Raw genomic sequence first — 17,799 nt, 5'->3', positions numbered from 1 at the left:
AAATATAGTATTTATAAAAAATTCTGCGGAGGTGATAAGATGGAGAACGGCGAACATGTAGTTGGGAAAAGTGTAAAAAGAGTAGATGCTTTTGAAAAGGTCACCGGACGTGCCAAGTATACAGACGATCTGTGCGGAAAAGAAGCATATGTGGCGAAAATTTTGCATTCTACAGTGGCGCATGGGATTGTAAAATCGATTGATACAAAAGAAGCGGAGAAAATACCAGGGGTAGTAAAGATCGTTACTTGCTTTGATGTGCCAAAATATTATTTTCCTACAGCGGGACACCCCTGGTCTACGGATCCGGCGCATCAGGATGTGGCGGACCGGCTGCTTTTGACAGAGCACGTACGATTCTATGGAGACGACATAGCAGCGGTGGTCGCGGAAAATGAAGTGGCGGCGGCGCAGGCGGTGCGGGCATTGAAAGTGGAATATGAAACGCTTCCGTTTGTTTTAGATGTGCAGGAAGCTATGAGAGAGGACGCCCCGCAGATACACAAAACATTTCCCCATAATATCCTAAAGCACACGACGATACGGAATGGAAATTATGAGGAGGCAAGCAGAGAGCCGGGGCTTACAAAAGTAGAAGGATGGTATCAGACACCGACTGTACAGCACTGTCATATTGAGAACTTTATCTGTTATGCTTACATGGAACAGGGCCGTGTCGTTGTTGTTTCATCCACCCAGATCCCACATATCTGCCGGCGTGTCGTAGGGCAGGCGCTTGGCATGCCATGGGGAAAGGTGCGGGTCATTAAACCTTATATCGGCGGGGGATTTGGCAATAAGCAGGATATCTTATACGAGCCTCTCTGTGCATATTTAAGTACTGTTGTGGGAGGAAGGCTGGTAAAGCTGGACGTATCCAGGGAGGAAACTTTTGTCTGCAACAGGGTAAGACATGCGATAAGAATACACATCATTTCCTGGGTGCGAAAGGATGGAACATTTGCTGCACGGAAGATTGAATGTTTTTCTGATCAGGGAGCCTATGCATCCCACGGACACAGTATCGGAGCAAAATGTATGAATTGTTTTCCGCAGCTGTATCCCTGCCCGCATATAGAAGGCGACTCGTACACGGTTTTTACGAATAAATCTGTAGCAGGGGCTATGCGGGGATATGGGATTCCGCAGGCTATGTTTGCCATGGAAAGTCACACAGAGGACGTAGCAAAAGCAATGGGCATCCCGTCTTATCAGCTTCGTTTTCAGAACGTTATGCCAAAAGGCTTTCAGGACGGTTTTTCAAAAAATGTAAATTACTATGATACTTTTCGGGAATGTATGGAAAGAGGCAGCAAGAGTTTTCAATATGAGGAAAAGGCAGCGAGATATAGAAATCAGATTGGCGATATACGGCGTGGAGTGGGCATGGCAGTGTTCTGGTATAATACAGGTGTGTGGCCTATCTCACTAGAAACATCTGCATGCAGGATGATCCTGAATCAGGATGGTTCTGTCCAGGTACAGGTTGGAGAGACGGAAATCGGGCAGGGAGCAGATACGGCGTTTGCGCAGATGACGGCAGAGACGCTCGGTGTTCCATTTGAAAATGTGCATGTGATGACAGTGCAGGATACGGACATCACGCCTTTTGGCCTTGGAGCTTATGCGTCCAGACAGACATATATGGCAGGATTTTCCATCCGGCAGACAGCAGAACTTCTGAAAGATAAAATTCTGGATGCAGCCTGTGAGATGACAAGGCAGATCAAAGGGAATATGAATATCGTAAACGGAAATATCATCCGTACGACAGATGGCAGGATGCTTATGACAATGGAAGAACTGGCAATGGAGAAGTTGTACAGTCTGACAAATAACGGACATCTGACGGCAGAAAGCAGCTGCCAGATCAAAAATAATGCGTACTCCTTTGGGTGCACATTTGCGGAAGTAGAGGTAGATATACCAGCCTGCCGAGCGGAGGTTGTGGATATTTTGAATGTACACGACTGTGGAAAATTGATCAACCCCTCTCTTGCAGAGGCACAGGTACATGGCGGGATGAGTATGGGAATCGGTTATGGATTGACAGAACGGCTTCTGTATGATGAGAAAACGGGCAGACCTTTGAATAATAATCTGCTGGATTATAAATTATCTACATTTATGGATCATCCTGATCTGCGGGCAGAATTTATAGAAAATTATGAGCCGACGAGTGCGTATGGAACGAAAGCGCTGGGGGAACCGCCTACCTGTTCTATCGCGCCGGCAATCCGCAACGCAGTGCTCAATGCCACAGGCGTTGCAGTAAATGAGATTCCACTGACACCGCATATTTTGTTTAAGCGGTTTAAAGAGGAAGGACTGATTTAAAGGAGGGGATGTTATATGTATGATATAAAAGCGTTATATGAGGCGGAAAATGTATCCCATGCGATCCAATTGCTTGCAGAACATCCTCAGGCACAGATCATCGCCGGAGGAAGCGACGTACTTGTACAGATCAGAGAAGGAAAAAGGGCAGGCGCAGAACTTGTCAGTATATATGGATTGGATGACTTAAGAGGAATCTGTCTGGAGGAGGACGGCATGCTCCGGATCGGTTCTCTGACCAGTTTTTCTCATATTACAAAAGATCCGCTGATTCAGAAGTACATGCCTGTATTAGGTGAGGCTGTGGACATGGTGGGCGGACCGCAGATACGTAATATTGGAACGATCGGCGGAAATACATGTAATGGAGTGACATCGGCGGATTCGGCTTCTACACTCTTTGCCTGGGATGCGGTGATAGAATTGACCGGCTTAGAAGGTATCCGCAGGATCCCAATTCAGGAATTTTATATCCGGGCGGGCAAAGTAGATCTGCGTCCTGCGGAGATACAGACGGGAATTTTGCTCCGAAGAGAATCCTATGAAGGATATGCAGGGAAATATATCAAATATGCTATGAGAAATGCGATGGATATTGCTACATTAGGATGTTCTGTAAATGTAAAGTTGACAGATGATAAAGAAAGACTCGAGGATGTCCGTATTGCCTATGGAGTGGCAGGCCCTATCCCTCTGCGGGCGCATCATGCGGAGCAGATCGGCAGGGGAAAAGAAGTTACAAAGAAAACGATAGACCGGACCATAGAAACCATATCTGAGGCAGTTCTGGAAGATGTGACTCCGCGGGACAGCTGGAGGGCAAGTAAAGCGTTCCGTGAACATATTTCCAAAGTGCTCTGTAAACGTGCCTTGAAAGAAGCAATCGTGAGGGCAGGCGGTGTCGGAGGTGAGCAGGTATGAGCAAAGAACAAAATATACAATATAAACTGGTCCGCTGTAAGATCAATGGCGTGATGAAGGAGACGATGGTGGATGTACGCGCGTCACTTACAGATATGCTGCGCGGAGAGTATCAGCTAAACAGTGTGAAGAAGGGCTGTGAGGTTGGAGAATGTGGAGCATGCAATGTATTGATCGACGGAGAATGTTATAATTCCTGCATTTATCTTGCCGTCTGGGCAGATGGAAAAGAAATCCGGACAGTGGAAGGACTCATGGGAGAAAACGGAGAACTCTCCGATATACAGCAGGCATTTATCGATGAGGCAGCCGTACAGTGTGGATTTTGTACACCAGGTATTATCATGAGTGCGGTAGAAATCCTCGAATCGGGCAAAGAATACACAAGAGAAGAATTAAGGAAACTTCTTTCTGGCCATCTGTGCAGGTGTACCGGGTATGAGAATATACTCAATGCAGTAGAAAAAACGATGCAGAAAAGGTTAAAGAAAGAATTATAAATTTATTGTAACAAAAATTATCAGAAGACAGATTCCACAATTAAATTTCAGAAAAAGACGACTTCACGCTGCTGCGTATTTCCGACGGAAGGCAAAACTCCTTTCTGTTTGGAAGTTTGTAACAGCGTGAAGTCAATTTTTTTAATCTGAAAGTATGCCCTTTATGGATTCCCCCTTTACGGCTCTATTCTATTCCATGATCTTCTCTACCCGAGCCTGCATATATTTTACTTGATCTTTTAAATTTTTACTTCAGCGATATACATTTTCCTGTATTTGCTGTGGCATGATGCTAAAAATTTCCGACACAGGTATGTGATTTTGTTTCTTTGTACTAATTTACAGTTTTTTATGATAATATAGCAAAAATTGTGGAAAAATACTGAAAAATAATTTGAAAATATAAGTATTGCAGTGATAAATTGTGAGATATACATAAAAAATAAAAATATAATCAGATTATATTGACAAAAATTAATAAAAATATATAATGAAATTAAATTACAGAAAAAAATTAACTGTAAAAATAAATTTCATAAAGTTATTTTTAGGAGAGAGATATGTCACTTGAAATCATCAAAATAAGAAATCAATATCCACAAATGAACACAGCCATGAAACGAATTGCCGATTATATCATCGGTGATCCTCATGAGGCAGTAAAAAAGAGCTCTCATGAATTGGCAGAATTGAGCGGTGTCAGCGATGCGTCAGTTACGCGTTTTGTCCGCTACATGGGATATGAAAATTTTAAGGCATTTCAATTGTCATTAGCCACATCTCTATCGCAGGGAGATGCGATAGAACACAGGGAGCCTATTACAAATAGATTCCAGTACAGCGGAGAGATTGCAAGAAATAATAATGAAACCGTCTGCAGAACGATTTTTCAAAGGAGTATTCAGATGCTGGAAGATACATGGAAAAATCTGGATATGATAACAATAGAGAAAACGGTTGATATGATAAGAACATCTCGTCGGATACTTTTGCTTAGTGTGGGAAGGTCAAAGGTTACTACAGAAGCCCTGTTTTCAAGACTTTACAGGTTGGGATATAACGTACAGGCATACAGCGATCCACATGAGCAGATTATAGTGACATCCATGGCAGAAAAAGAAGATTTTGTCATTGCTGTTAGTAATTTTGGAAAAACGAAATCCGTAGTAGAAGGGGTTATAAGAGCAAGGAAAAAAGGCGCACGTACATTGGGAATCACGAGTGTCATGCAATCGCCTCTTGCAAGAGAAGCAGAATATACGATTTTTAGCGCCTATGACTATGAGGCGGGGGAAATGGGAAAATACTATGAGCCGTCTTGCGAAAATGTGTCACAGGTTACAATTGCAGACTGTATCTATATGCTGTTGGCTATGCAGGAAGAGGATCGTATTTTGCACACATATGAAGCTATTTCAGAAGAACTGGAAAGCGAGCATATAAAAAGTTAACTAAAAAATAAGGAGGTAGGATATGTTAGTATCATTAAAAGAAATTACGGAATATACCCGTAAAAATGGTAATGCAGTGGGTGCATTCAATTGTTGCAATTATGAATCTGTAGCAGCAGTCGTAGGTGCGGCAGAAGAACTGAACTTACCAGTAATCATTAGTTATGCAGAGGTGCATAAAGACATTATATCAATCAAAGATATGGCGCCTGTTATGCTGCACTTTGCAAAAAAATCTTGTGTTCCGGTGTGTGTGCATTTTGATCATGGCGTTTCTTTAGAAAGTTGTGTGGAAGCAATGAAAGAAGGGTTTACATCTGTTATGATCGACGCTTCTGCAAAAAGTTACGAAGAAAATATAGAAGTTACCCGTCAGGTCGTAAAAATTGCCCATAAAATGGGGATTACGGTAGAAGCAGAATTAGGACATATCTTTACTTCAGATATGGGAGTGGGAAAGAAAAAAACATACGATGAAATCGAAGGGATAGATAATTTCCAGAATGTCGATGATGTGTATACAGATCCAGATATTGCAAAAGATTTTGTGGAAAAGACAGAAGTAGATGTATTGGCGATTGCATTTGGAACAAGCCATGGTGTTTATATAAAGAAACCGGTGTTAGATTTAGGAAGGATAATAAAAATAAAGGAAAAAATCGATATTCCGTTTGTAATGCACGGAGGATCGGGTTTATCTGAAGAGGAATACAGGCAGGCAATCAAAAATGGTGTCAAAAAAATCAATTATTATACATATATGGCACTGTCTGGGGGAAAAGCAGTGAAAGAAGCAATGGATAAAAAGGAGAAAAACGAAAATATATTTTTCCATGAAATCCCATTATTGGCAATAAAAGAAATGAAAGAAAATGTAAAAGCAGCAATGAAAATTTTCGCATTACAATAATCAAAAAGCAGGTGTAGTGAATGAAAAGGCTGATAAATAAAGCAGAAACAATCGTTGAGGACATGATAAATGGATATGTAAAGATAAATCGCGGCTTTATAAAAAAAGTACCAGGAGTAAATGCTGTTGTGAAAGCTTATCCGAAGGAGAAAGTTACTGTAATCGTAGGGGGCGGAAGCGGACTTGATCCATGGCCCATAGGATATGTGGGAAAAGGTTTGGCAGATGGAGCAGCAGTGGGAAATATTTTTACAGCGCCTCCGGCAAAAGCTATTCTTGAGGCGACCAGAGACCTTCCTCATGATCAAGGTGTGATTTATATTGTGACGAATCATGCTGGAGATGTTTTGAATTTTGAACTTGTAAGCGAACTGGCCGGACTGGAAGGTATAAAGACACGGCAGATATATATTGCAGATGACATAACTTCTGCACCAGCTGAGGAGAAGAAAGAACGCCGGGGCATTGGAGGAGTAGCTGTGCTTACAAAACTAGCGGGAGCAGTTACTGAAGACGTACATTCTTTGGAGGAAGTAGAACGGATATTAATAAAAGCAAATCAGAATATAGGAACATACAGTGTTACAACTGCGCCCTCTTATTCGCCAGTTACCGGAGAACAATGCTTTGAACTGGAAGAAGGAAAAATGGAATTTGGAATGGGGTTCAACGGTGAAACTGGGATTAGAAAAGAAAAGATCAAAGAGGCAGATGAAATCGCAGAAAAATTGATGGATGGCTTGATGGAAGATTTGAATATAAAGCCGCGTGATAAGGTCGTTGTCTGGATAAATGGATATAGTATGACCAGCCAGATAGAACTCAGTATCATAGCAGGAAAATGTTGCGATATCCTTCAGAAGAAAGAAGTCGAGTTGTATGACATGTTAATAGAACGTCTGTATGTGACACCGGGAGCTGGAGGATTATCTGTGACGATGATGAAGATGGACGAGGAATTAATGAAGTACTATGATAGATCTGCCGAGTCACCATTTTTTAAAGTGGGGGAAAGGAGTGGCAGTCAGTGAAAACAGAAGAATTAAAAATGATGTTCCTTGCAGTGGCGGATCAAATCATCCAGAGTGAAGATATGCTGACAAAAATTGATATGCAGATTGGTGATGGGGATCATGGAACGGGGATGGCACTTGGCTTTAGAAATGTCAGAAGAGAATTGGAAAACGCAGAGCCAGATTCAGTGGAAGAAGTATTTAAATTAGTAGGCATGACCTTGTTAGATACTATGGGAGGGGCGTCAGGTGTTTTATTTGGCACCGTCTTCATAAGTGGGATTACACATAGGGAACCTCATACAGAAATCGGATTGCAGGATCTGGCAGAAATTTTTCGTCAGTCTTTAAATGCATTGAAAAAGAGAGGCAAAGCAAAATGTGGCGATAAAACAATGGTAGATGCTTTTGAACCAGCGGTAATAGCTCTTGAAGAAAGCGTGAAAACGGGACACAGCCTTAAAGAAGGAACTGAAAATGCGGCAAAGGCAGCAAAAGAAGGTATGGAGAATACAAAAAAATACAGAGCCAAATTTGGACGGGCAAAATACTTTGGAGACAATGCGATAGGCCTTCAGGATGCAGGAGCTACTTCTATATGGCTGATTTTTCAGGAAATTGCGGATTGGGTGAATGTACATGAATAAAAAAATTGTGACAGTTACATTGAATCCCTGTGTGGATCTGACTTTAACAGTAGATAAATTTTTATACGGGGGAACGAATAATGTAGTAGGAACGAGAAAAGACATTTCAGGGAAAGGGATCAATACCAGTGTCGTACTGAAAAATCTGGGAATAGAAAATATAGCGACAGGTCTCATGTTTTTAGAGGATAAGGATATACTGAGAGACTTTTTGGAAAAAAATAAAATTCCGAATAAGTTCATTTTAGCACCGGGAAATATGAGAACGAATATAAAAATATTTGATAATTCGCAAAAGAGTATGAGTGAATTTAATGGAAAAGGTTGTTATGTGGATACAGAAACCCAAAATGCTTTTCTTGCGATGATGGAAGAAGTTCTGGCAGAAACAAAAATACTTATTGTATCAGGAAGTGTTCCACCCGGTATTTCTATAGAAATATATAAGTGGCTGACAGCTATGGCAGTGGAGAAAGGAATACGGGTAATTGCCGATGCATCTGGCCAAATACTAGAGGAAACAGTGGAAAGTAAGCCATTTCTGATTAAACCGAATACAGATGAACTGGAAAAGACATTCCACATGCCTTCTTCAACAGAAGAAGAAATTGTTCAGGCAGCAAATAAAATTATTAAGAAAGGAGTGAAATATGTTTGTGTTTCCAGAGGCGAAAAGGGAGCAGTTTTAGTAACTGAAAAAAAGATATATACAGCAGACGGTGTAGCGGTAAAAGTAAAAGGTATACAAGGAGCGGGGGATTCTATGATAGCAGGCTTCTGCTATGCTATGGAACATGCTATGGAGGAAAAGGACTATTTAAAGTATGCGGTAGCAGCCGCTACAGGCTCTCTTCTTCACGAAGGAACAAAATTATGCGAGAAAGAAGATATATTGGAAGTGGCAGATCTGGTGCAGGTGAATGAAAAATCGAATGAAGGAGGAATTAAGTAGATGAAAAAGTATAGTAGAAAAATTATGGGAATTATGTTGACAGTTGTTATGGTATTGACATTGGCTGTTGGCTGTGGTTCGTCGCAGGGAACGGAGTCTAAGACAGAGGGAACGGAAAAAGCAGAGAGCGATAAGAAGGTAATTGGCGTTAGTCTTTTGAATTGTACACATGTTTTCTATAATAATATCCAAAAAGGTCTGGAGAATAAGGCAGAAGAATTAGGATGGGAATTGATTATCCAGGATGCGGCAGCAGATGCAAATAAGCAGCTCAGCCAAGTACAGGATTTTATTACCCAGGACGTAGATGCGATCATTATCTGCCCTACAAATTCAGCGGGGAGCAAGTCTATGGTAGAACTTGCGGATGAGGCAGATATTCCAGTATTTACTATGGATATCGAATCAGATGGAGAAGTAGTAAGCCATGTAGCGACAGATAACTATAAAGGCGGGCAGATTGCAGCCGAATATATGCTTGAAAAAATCCTGACTGACAAAAAAGGTGATGCAGCAGTGATCACCTATTCAGAAATAGAAGCATGTATCCAGAGAGAAAAAGGTTTTACAGATTATCTTGCGGAAAATGCTCCAGATGTTAATGTCGTAGATATTCAGAATTATTCAGGAGATCAGCAGAAGGCAGCAGATGTAATGCAGAATATGCTTTTAAAACATGAAAATATTGATGTTGTATTTGCAGTAGGAGATCCGGCAGCAATTGGAGCACAGTCTTCTATCGATGCTGCAGGAAAAGATACACTGATCATAGGATACGATGGAAATCCAGAAGGGATTGAAGCAATTAAGGCAGGAGGAAACTGGGTGGCAGATGTTGCACAGGATCCAACAGCAATCGCAGAGAAAACTTTGGAAGCAGTGAAAACAAAATTAGAGGGCGGTACTCCGGATAAAGAGATTAAAATTGAACCATACATCATCGATAAAGAGAATGCGGAATAATATATTTCAGACAAGTGTGATTTCCAGATGGGGATGGGTATATTCCATCCCCATTCATTAAAAGGAGGAACCCGCATAATGGAAAAAAAACCTTTGGTAGAGTTAAGACATATATATAAGGAATTTCCGGGTGTTAAAGTTCTGCAGGATATTTCGATTTCATTTTATCCAGGAAAAGTACATGTGTTATTAGGCGAAAATGGAGCCGGTAAATCTACGATCATTAAAATTATATCTGGAGTATACCAGGCTGATAAAGGCGAAGTGTTTGTGAAAGGGAAAAAAGTAAAATTTTCAAATATAAAGCAGTCGCAGCAAAATGGAATCAGTGTTATACATCAGGAACTGAGTGTAATAGAAGATTTAATGGTTTATGAGAATATATTTCTGGGAAGAGAAGTTAAGAAAAATGGAAAAATTTTGAATAAAGCACAGATGATAGAACAGACACAAAAGTTAATGAATACGATAGGGATCCATATTAATCCCAAGTCATATATCAGGGATTTGAATAACGGAGAAAAACAGATGGTAGAAATCGTAAGAGCCGTTTCACAGAACAGTGAGATGGTTATTATGGATGAACCCACATCATCTTTGTCAGAACATGAAGTACAGGCATTATTTGAAGTGATTGAAAGGTTAAGAAAAGAGAATGTGGCAATCATTTATATCTCTCATCGTTTAAAAGAAATTATGGAAATAGGAGATACGTTGTCTGTCCTGAGAGATGGAATTTTGGTAAAGACGCTCCCTGTTGCGGAAGTAACAGAAAATCAAATGGTAACGATGATGGTCGGCAGGGAAATGAAGCAGTACTATTACAAGCCACAAGCATATAAAAATAAGGAAGTAGTATTACAAGTTTCACATTTGACAAGAAAAGGAGAATTCGAGGACGTATCTTTTCAATTATATAAAGGAGAAATATTGGGAGTTGCAGGCTTGATAGGAGCAGGGCGAACAGAAGTTATGCGGACAGTGTTTGGGGCAGAAAAACCGGATAGTGGAGAATGTCAGCTATTTGGACAAGTATATCATGCAAGGACGCCAAAAGATGTTATTCGCAGAGGTGTAGGGCTCATTCCGGAAGATAGGAGACAACAGGGACTTCTATTAGAGAAAAATGTGAAGGAAAATGCCTCATTGGCATCGGTTCTTAAAAGAGCCAGAAAAGGGTTTATTGATTTTCAGTGGGAAAAAAATGCTGCTTGGGAATACATAAAGAAAATGAGTATAAAGACACCTTCAGAAAGAGAGTTGGTAAAAAATCTTTCTGGAGGGAATCAGCAGAAAGTTGTTATTGCAAAGTGGCTTCTGGCAGAAGCAAAGATTCTTATCATGGATGAACCAACCAGAGGAATTGATGTAAACGCAAAATCAGAAATATATGCTTTGATGAAAGAATTTGTAGAAAATGGTGGAAGCATTATTATGATTTCATCAGAATTGCCGGAGATTTTAGGTGTTGCCAATAGAATTATGGTAATGCGGGAAGGAAAAGTCTCTGGATTTGTAGACGAAAAGGAAGCAGCAGAGGAAATTATAATGTCTTTGGCAAGTGTAGGCAGTGAATAAGGTGGTGTAAAGATATGAATGATAAGAAAATGATGGTGCAAAGTAGAAATTTTATAAAAAATAATACAATGTTATTTTTCTTAATTATTTTGTTTGTAATCTCTATGATATTTGTGCCAAGATTTGCGACAACAGGAAATATTCTGAATGTTTTGATTCAAATTTCAATTAATGCATTAATAGCATGTGGAATGACGTTTGTAATTTTATCTGATGGAATTGACTTATCTGTAGGCTCAGTAGCTGCATTGGCAGGTGTAGTAGGTGCTTCTGTGATCAAGCTGCTGCCGGATGCAAGCATAGCAGTTTCTCTAGGATTAATCCTATTGACTTCATTAGTCATAGGAGGACTATGTGGATGCATGAATGGATTTTGCATCGCAAAACTGAATGTCCCTCCATTTATCGCTACATTAGCTATGATGAATGTGGCCAGAGGTCTTGCTTATGTAGCTACAGATGCGAAACCAGTTTTTGGACTTCCAGAAAGCTTTGGTTTTGTAGGTCTGCGTAAAATAGGGCCTATTCCAGTGTCAATTATATTGATGATTATTGTTTTAGTAATAGCTTATATTATTTTATCCAAGACGGCATATGGAAGACACATTTATGCTGTGGGCAGTAATCAGGAAGTATCCAAACTTACAGGAATCAATGTAATGAAAATACGATTCAGTGTGTATATTATATCTGGTTTTCTGTCTGCGCTAGGAGGGCTGGTTTTGGCATCTAAACTGCAGAATGGACAGGCTACGGCGGCTCAGGGATATGAACTGAATGCAATTGCCGCGGTTGCAATGGGCGGGACTAGTATGGCCGGCGGCAGAGGAGGGATCATACAGACGATATTTGGTCTCTTTGTAATCGGGATTATCAATAATACACTAAGTCTTTTGGGGGTTTCTTCTTATTGGCAGACAGTTGCAATGGGAATTATAATACTTATAGCCGTTATTATAGATCAATACAGGAAATGAGAGGACACAAGAAGAATAGACGATGATAGAAATTTAGATGAACCAAAGTATATATGAATATATATTCTATGGAAGCTTTATTCTTAGCTGTTATGATTTCATCCAAGAGAAAAAAAGCAGAATCATAAATAGGAAGTTTACGGAACCAATATCAATAAATTAAGATAGTTCTAAAGAGGGGGTACAGTAAATTTGTGTACTCGCTCTTTTATTGTCTGAACTACTATGGAACAGCAAGTCCGGCAAGTTTATGAAATTTCTTGAAAAAGAGCGATTTGCTGTGGTATTATAATGACTGAAGAGTATCCATACCACAAATAAAAGTACATTTAGAGGGGGAAAATTATGAAAGCAAAGCGAAAAATTTTGAGTATATTGCTGGGGGTCTGTCTGGCATTTATGCTTGTGCCTACGACAGCTTTTGCGGCAGGGGAAGCCGCATTTGAAGTGATTGATACAGAAGGAAATACTACCCAATACGCGACTGTGCAGGAAGCACGCAAGGCGATGAAAGATGGTTATACATTAAAACTTTTAAAGGACTATGTGTCAACACCGGATTATAATTTTGGGATATCTATAGATGGCAAGATACGAGGTATTACAATAGATCTAAATGGGTGCAATGTGACATCCAATCAAAACAATGGATATGCGCTGAAGTTGGAGCAGAACTATGGAGGCGCACGCGATAATACCGTAACAATTAAAAACAGCGGGAATAAGCAGTCTGTCTTAGCAAGCAGTGGCTATCAGATTACAACTCGCAGCGGAGACTCTCAGTATACGCAGATCGTTAACTTAGAGGGAGATATTGCTTTTCAGAATGTAGCGGAAGGTGTAGAACCACTTGGGATCAAGTTGGGGACGGGCGCTAAATTATTGGATACAGAGAGCGCTCGTGCATTGATATCAAAGGGTGGATTTTCCGTAAAAGAAGCAGACGGAAACGCTTATATTTATGGATCTTGTGCAAATGCAGCAGGCAAGTCGGCAGACGGTAATATCACATTGCTGCATGACTATGAAGGAAATGAGAACATATCTTCTGGCTCGAAAGATGCGGTTCTTAATTTAGACGGGCATACCTACACTTATACCGGTAATGAGGCTGCAATTGCTGTGAACTATCCGAATGTAACATTTACGGTTAAAGGCGGTAAAGTTTCTGCTGTTGGTGAAGCAACCGACGGTGCGCATTTGATCGGCGCGCCGAATGCAAGCAACATGAACAACCGAGGGCTTATACTTGAAGGCGTGGAACTGACGGTAGCAGGCGATGCATATGGGATCATCACAAACGGTACAGAAACAGGCAATAGGGTAACGCTTAAAGATTCTACGCTCAATGTAGTAAATGGAGTTGGCATTTATTTCCCGTCAGATGGAGAAGTAAGGATTGAAAATTCTGTTATCAATGCGAAACATACAGGTGTACAGCTTTGTGCAGGAAATCTTACGATTACAGGCGAGACTGCAATTACGGTAACAGGACAGCCACAGGAAAAAACTGATGGCGACGGCGCTATTACAGACGGCGCGGCTGTATCGATCGTTAATCGTGATGGATATAAGAAGTTGGGAACTGTAAATATCGAAAACGGTGTTTTCAATTCTGCGGCAGATGTAGAAGCAGTCAAGGCGTATTCGTTTAACAATACAGACAAGATTGAAGGAGAATGGCCGGAGGCAGGCACTGTTGTTGAAGTAACCGGCGGAAGTTTTTCTTCTGACATTGCAGAAGATATCATAAACAGCGATATGCAGGCAACTATAACTTCCAAAGGTGAAACAAGATTTGTCATCGGAAAAACAGTCATAGAACAGGCCGTTAAAGCATTAGAAGAGGGAGACAAAATAACATTTACAAAAGCAGCAGATGATACGAAGATCACGCTTCCTGAAGGCGTAGAAATAACAAACAGCACAGGAAAAGACATGACGGTCAACGGAGATACGATCGAGGGCGGCGAAACTGCGACTGTCCATGTATGGGATACGAAATATACAATCGATAAGGAAGCTACATGTACAGAGAATGGAAGCAAGTCCATACACTGCACAGACCCTAACTGTACAGAAAAGAAAGATGTGCAGATTATCCCGGCAGCGCACAAATTAGAAAACGTTGCGGCGCAGGAAGCTACTTGCAAGACAGAAGGCATAAAGGCACATCAGCATTGTACTGCGTGTGGTAAGAATTTCCTCAATGGTGAGGAAGTGACGGCGGACGAGCTGAAGATCGCTAAGCTCGCTCATGCCTATACAGATGGTAAGTGTACGGTCTGCGGTGCGGCTGATCCGAATTACGATCCAGAATCGTCAACTCCTTCCAAACTTAATGATAACAAGAACATCCCGCAAACTGGAGATAACAGCAAGACTGCTCTTTGGCTTGCAGTTATGTTGGCTTCCGGTGCAGCCTTGATCTGTGCAGCTTTTTACAGTCGAAAGAAAAAATATAATCAATAGACAAAAATAGGACTGTTGTAAATGAGGAAATATAAATTTAACTGACAAAAGAATGGTCACACGATAACTGCATATTACAACGCTCGTCAGGGCTTTGCCGAAATTCCTCGCTTTTGCAACATACAGTTATCGCGCTTACGTTCTTCCGCATTCAAGTTTATATTCAAAACGGAAAAAACTATAGAAGATACACAAAGAAACACTGTGTCAGAACATAGGGCAGAGCCCACTTATCTGACACAGTGTTTCTTTGCTGTCTCTTTCAATTAGAAGTTTCATTCCACTATCAGAAGGAAATAAATACTTCTGTTTGAAAGTCCGCAGCAACGTGAAGTCAATTTTTTTAAACAGAAACATGAACTTAAGCGGCGAAAGTGTATGCATGAAATGTATGTTTTGCGTGAGCGAGGAATTTCGGCAAAGCCCTGACGAGCGATGCAAAATACACATTTCATGCGCCCTTTTGCCATTTGACTTCATATTTCTTTTGTCAGTTAAATTTATATTTACAAGTGGATCCTTGTACCTGTTTTTCCCAGTATCCCATCTTTTGCTTTTTCCAGCAGTGTGATGAGGGCCTGACGTCCAGGTTTGGATTCTGCAAATTCTACGGCAGCCTGTACTTTTGGGAGCATGGAACCAGGAGCAAAGTGTCCTTCCGCCATGTATTTACGGGCTTCGTTAGGAGTCAGCTCATCAAGCCATTTTTGTTCGGGTTTGCCAAAGTTGATAGCTACTTTTTCGACGGCAGTCAAAATGATGAGAAAATCTGCATCTAATTCTTTGGCGAGCAGACAACTGGCAAAATCTTTATCGATCACGGCGCTGGCACCTTTTAGATGATTCCCTTGACGTGTGACCGGGATGCCGCCGCCGCCGCAGGCGATAACAAGATCGCCGGAATCCACCATGGTACGGATAGTACCAATCTCTACAATCTCCTGCGGTTTAGGAGAAGCGACGACGCGCCGGTAGCCGCGGCCGGCGTCCTCCTTCATGATATACTCATATTTTTCTTCCATTTGGCGGGCTTGTTCTTCTGTGAGGAACCGCCCGATCGGTTTGGAGGGGGATAAAAATGCCGGGTCATCTGCGTCTACACGGACTTGTGTGATCATAGTGGCAACAGGTATATCCGTGATATGCCGGTTTAAAAGCTCTTCCCTCAATGCATTTTGAAGATCATATCCGATATATGCCTGGCTCATGGCGACACAGACAGACAGCGGTGTGTTTGGCTGTTGAGGATCTTCATGGGTAAGAGCGAGCATGGCGTTGTTTACCATACCGACCTGCGGGCCATTGCCGTGTGCGACAACGACTTCACAGCCTTCTTCTATTAGATCAACGATCGCGCGGGAGGTGATTTTTACGGCTTTCATCTGCTCGGGGAGAGTGTTGCCAAGAGCATTCCCTCCCAGGGCGATGACGATACGCTTTTTCTTTTCCATAGAGGACCTCCCAGAATTAAGCTTCTTTTACAGCGGCTATGGTCTCTACTTCGCAGAGTACCCCTTTTGGCAGTTCCTTTACTGCAACGCAGGAACGCGCCGGTTTTCCGGTGAAATATTTTGCATAGACTTCGTTAAACGCGGCAAAATCTTTCATATCTGCGAGGAAGCAGGTCGTTTTTACCACATCGGTAAATGCGGCGCCCTGACTTTCCAACAAAGCCTGAATATTTTTCATAACCTGTTCTGTCTGTTCCTCTATTGTAGTACCTACGACTTCTCCGGTCTGCGGGCTTAAAGGTATCTGACCTGAAAAAAAGGCGATGCCATTTAACACGATTCCCTGTGAATAAGGTCCGATTGCTGCAGGTGCGTTTTTTGTATCAACATATCTTAACATATGATTTCTCTCCTTTACTGATTTGAATTATTACTCAAAAACTCTTGGTGTTTTTCTGTCTTCCAGTTTTTTCAGAATATCTGCCGGATCTGCGAATTTTGCAAGGAAGATCATAGCGGCGATGATATATGGTTTATAACTTGCTTCTTTATAAAGAGGATCTCTGTAACGATCAAATACGCTGGCGTCAACTTCTCCGGTTTCACAGCTTACGCCTGTAATGTCTGCCGGCAGACAGTGCAGATAGAGAGCCTTGCCGTCTTTTGTTGTTTTCATCAGTTCTTCTGTACAAGCCCAGTCTTTATGTTCTGCATTCTGCGCGAGCAGTTCTTTCTCTAACTTATCGATTCCATCAAAATCACCGTTCCCATACAGTTCTGTACGTTTTTCCATGGCAGCAAAAGGAGCCCAGCTCTTTGGATATACAATATCAGCGTCTTTGAATGCTTCTTCCATACTGTTTGTCTTTGTGAAAGTACCGCCGGATTTCTTTGCGTTTTCAGCAGCTACAGCCTCTACTTCCGGGAATACTTCATATCCTTCTGGATGTGCAAGAACAACATCCATTCCAAAACGTGTCATAAGTCCGATCACACCCTGTGGAACAGATAGAGGCTTTCCGTAGGAAGGCGAGTAAGCCCATGTCATGGCAAGCTTTTTCCCTTTTAGATTTTCTACGCCGCCAAATTCATGGATGATGTGGAGCATATCTGCCATGGCCTGCGTAGGGTGATCGATGTCGCACTGCAAGTTTACAAGCGTTGGTTTCTGTTCCAGGATACCGTCTTTATTTCCCTGTGTCACGGCGTCTACTACTTCATGCATGTAAGCATTTCCTTTGCCAATGTACATATCATCACGAATTCCGATGACATCAGCCATGAAAGAGATCATGTTGGCTGTTTCTCGAACAGTTTCTCCATGTGCTACCTGGGATTTTCCTTCATCTAGATCCTGGACTTCCAGACCAAGTAAGTTACATGCAGAAGCAAAAGAGAAGCGGGTACGTGTGGAGTTGTCACGGAAGAGAGAGATTCCCAGACCGCTTTCAAATACTTTTGTAGAAATATTATTTTCACGCATAAAACGCAGTGCGTCAGCAAGAGTAAAGACTGCTTCCAGTTCTTCGTCGGTCTTTTCCCATGTAAGGAAAAAGTCTCCATTGTACATATCCTTAAAGTTCAAAGAATTGAGCTTATCAATATAATCCTGTAAAGTTTTCATTTC

The 17,799-nt window shown here is 41.4% G+C and carries 15 protein-coding genes; 12 read left to right on the top strand and 3 right to left on the bottom strand.

The features are described 5' to 3' along the window. Positions 1-39 precede the first annotated feature (39 nt). From xdhA to BN3282_RS14105, 12 genes are all read left to right on the top strand, one after another. Complete coding sequence (xdhA, locus tag BN3282_RS14160; protein ID WP_059070162.1) at positions 40-2,337, top strand: xanthine dehydrogenase subunit XdhA; 2,298 nt, start codon at positions 40-42, stop codon at positions 2,335-2,337. A gap of 15 nt (positions 2,338-2,352) precedes the next feature. Beyond that, positions 2,353-3,258 (top strand): xanthine dehydrogenase subunit XdhB, encoded by a 906-nt coding sequence (xdhB, locus tag BN3282_RS14155; protein WP_059070160.1) that lies wholly within the window; start codon positions 2,353-2,355, stop codon positions 3,256-3,258. Next, positions 3,255-3,758 carry a xanthine dehydrogenase subunit XdhC gene (xdhC, locus tag BN3282_RS14150; RefSeq protein ID WP_059070157.1) on the top strand — a complete coding sequence of 168 codons (504 nt, stop codon included), beginning with the start codon at positions 3,255-3,257 and terminating at the stop codon, positions 3,756-3,758. Before xdhB ends, xdhC begins: the two co-directional genes overlap by 4 nt. Positions 3,759-4,318: 560 nt before the next feature. Next, positions 4,319-5,209, top strand: coding sequence for a MurR/RpiR family transcriptional regulator (locus tag BN3282_RS14145; protein ID WP_059070155.1), 891 nt, complete (start codon positions 4,319-4,321; stop codon positions 5,207-5,209). A 22-nt stretch (positions 5,210-5,231) separates the two neighbouring features. Further along, positions 5,232-6,119 carry a class II fructose-bisphosphate aldolase gene (locus BN3282_RS14140; RefSeq protein WP_059070153.1) on the top strand — a complete coding sequence of 296 codons (888 nt, stop codon included), beginning with the start codon at positions 5,232-5,234 and terminating at the stop codon, positions 6,117-6,119. A 20-nt stretch (positions 6,120-6,139) separates the two neighbouring features. Continuing rightward, complete coding sequence (locus tag BN3282_RS15255; protein ID WP_059070152.1) at positions 6,140-7,150, top strand: dihydroxyacetone kinase subunit DhaK; 1,011 nt, start codon at positions 6,140-6,142, stop codon at positions 7,148-7,150. After that, the gene (gene dhaL / locus BN3282_RS15250; protein ID WP_242866646.1) at positions 7,147-7,779 is read left to right on the top strand and encodes a dihydroxyacetone kinase subunit DhaL; all 633 of its coding nucleotides are present in this window, start codon (positions 7,147-7,149) and stop codon (positions 7,777-7,779) included. Before BN3282_RS15255 ends, dhaL begins: the two co-directional genes overlap by 4 nt. Then, on the top strand, positions 7,772-8,731 hold the full coding sequence (gene pfkB, locus BN3282_RS14125) for a 1-phosphofructokinase (RefSeq protein ID WP_059070543.1): 960 nt from the start codon (positions 7,772-7,774) through the stop codon (positions 8,729-8,731). The genes dhaL and pfkB overlap by 8 nt, the downstream gene beginning before the upstream one ends. Then, positions 8,732-9,694, top strand: a complete 963-nt coding sequence (locus BN3282_RS14120; RefSeq protein ID WP_059070150.1) for a substrate-binding domain-containing protein — start codon at positions 8,732-8,734, stop codon at positions 9,692-9,694. 78 nt (positions 9,695-9,772) lie between these two features. Continuing rightward, positions 9,773-11,272: a sugar ABC transporter ATP-binding protein gene (locus BN3282_RS14115; protein ID WP_118977236.1), complete on the top strand. Its 1,500-nt coding sequence runs from the start codon at positions 9,773-9,775 to the stop codon at positions 11,270-11,272. 14 nt (positions 11,273-11,286) lie between these two features. Then, the gene (locus BN3282_RS14110; RefSeq protein ID WP_059070148.1) at positions 11,287-12,249 is read left to right on the top strand and encodes an ABC transporter permease; all 963 of its coding nucleotides are present in this window, start codon (positions 11,287-11,289) and stop codon (positions 12,247-12,249) included. Positions 12,250-12,594: 345 nt separating this feature from the next. Then, complete coding sequence (locus BN3282_RS14105) at positions 12,595-14,721, top strand: hypothetical protein (protein WP_059070147.1); 2,127 nt, start codon at positions 12,595-12,597, stop codon at positions 14,719-14,721. Positions 14,722-15,227: 506 nt separating this feature from the next. Here the strand turns inward: BN3282_RS14105 and arcC are convergent. The 3 genes from arcC to ygeW are packed head-to-tail and all read right to left on the bottom strand — an operon-like array spanning position 15,228 to position 17,796. Beyond that, positions 15,228-16,172, bottom strand: coding sequence for a carbamate kinase (gene arcC, locus BN3282_RS14100; protein ID WP_059070144.1), 945 nt, complete (start codon positions 16,170-16,172; stop codon positions 15,228-15,230). 16 nt (positions 16,173-16,188) lie between these two features. Then, positions 16,189-16,572, bottom strand: coding sequence for a RidA family protein (locus BN3282_RS14095; RefSeq protein ID WP_059070141.1), 384 nt, complete (start codon positions 16,570-16,572; stop codon positions 16,189-16,191). 30 nt (positions 16,573-16,602) lie between these two features. After that, entirely contained in the window at positions 16,603-17,796 is a 1,194-nt protein-coding gene (gene ygeW / locus BN3282_RS14090; RefSeq protein WP_059070539.1) for a knotted carbamoyltransferase YgeW, read from the bottom strand. Positions 17,797-17,799: the final 3 nt, after the last annotated feature.

The organism is Mediterraneibacter massiliensis (assembly GCF_001487105.1).
Taxonomy (GTDB): Bacteria; Bacillota; Clostridia; order Lachnospirales; family Lachnospiraceae; genus Mediterraneibacter; species Mediterraneibacter massiliensis.
This window is presented reverse-complemented; position numbering and strand designations above follow the sequence as displayed.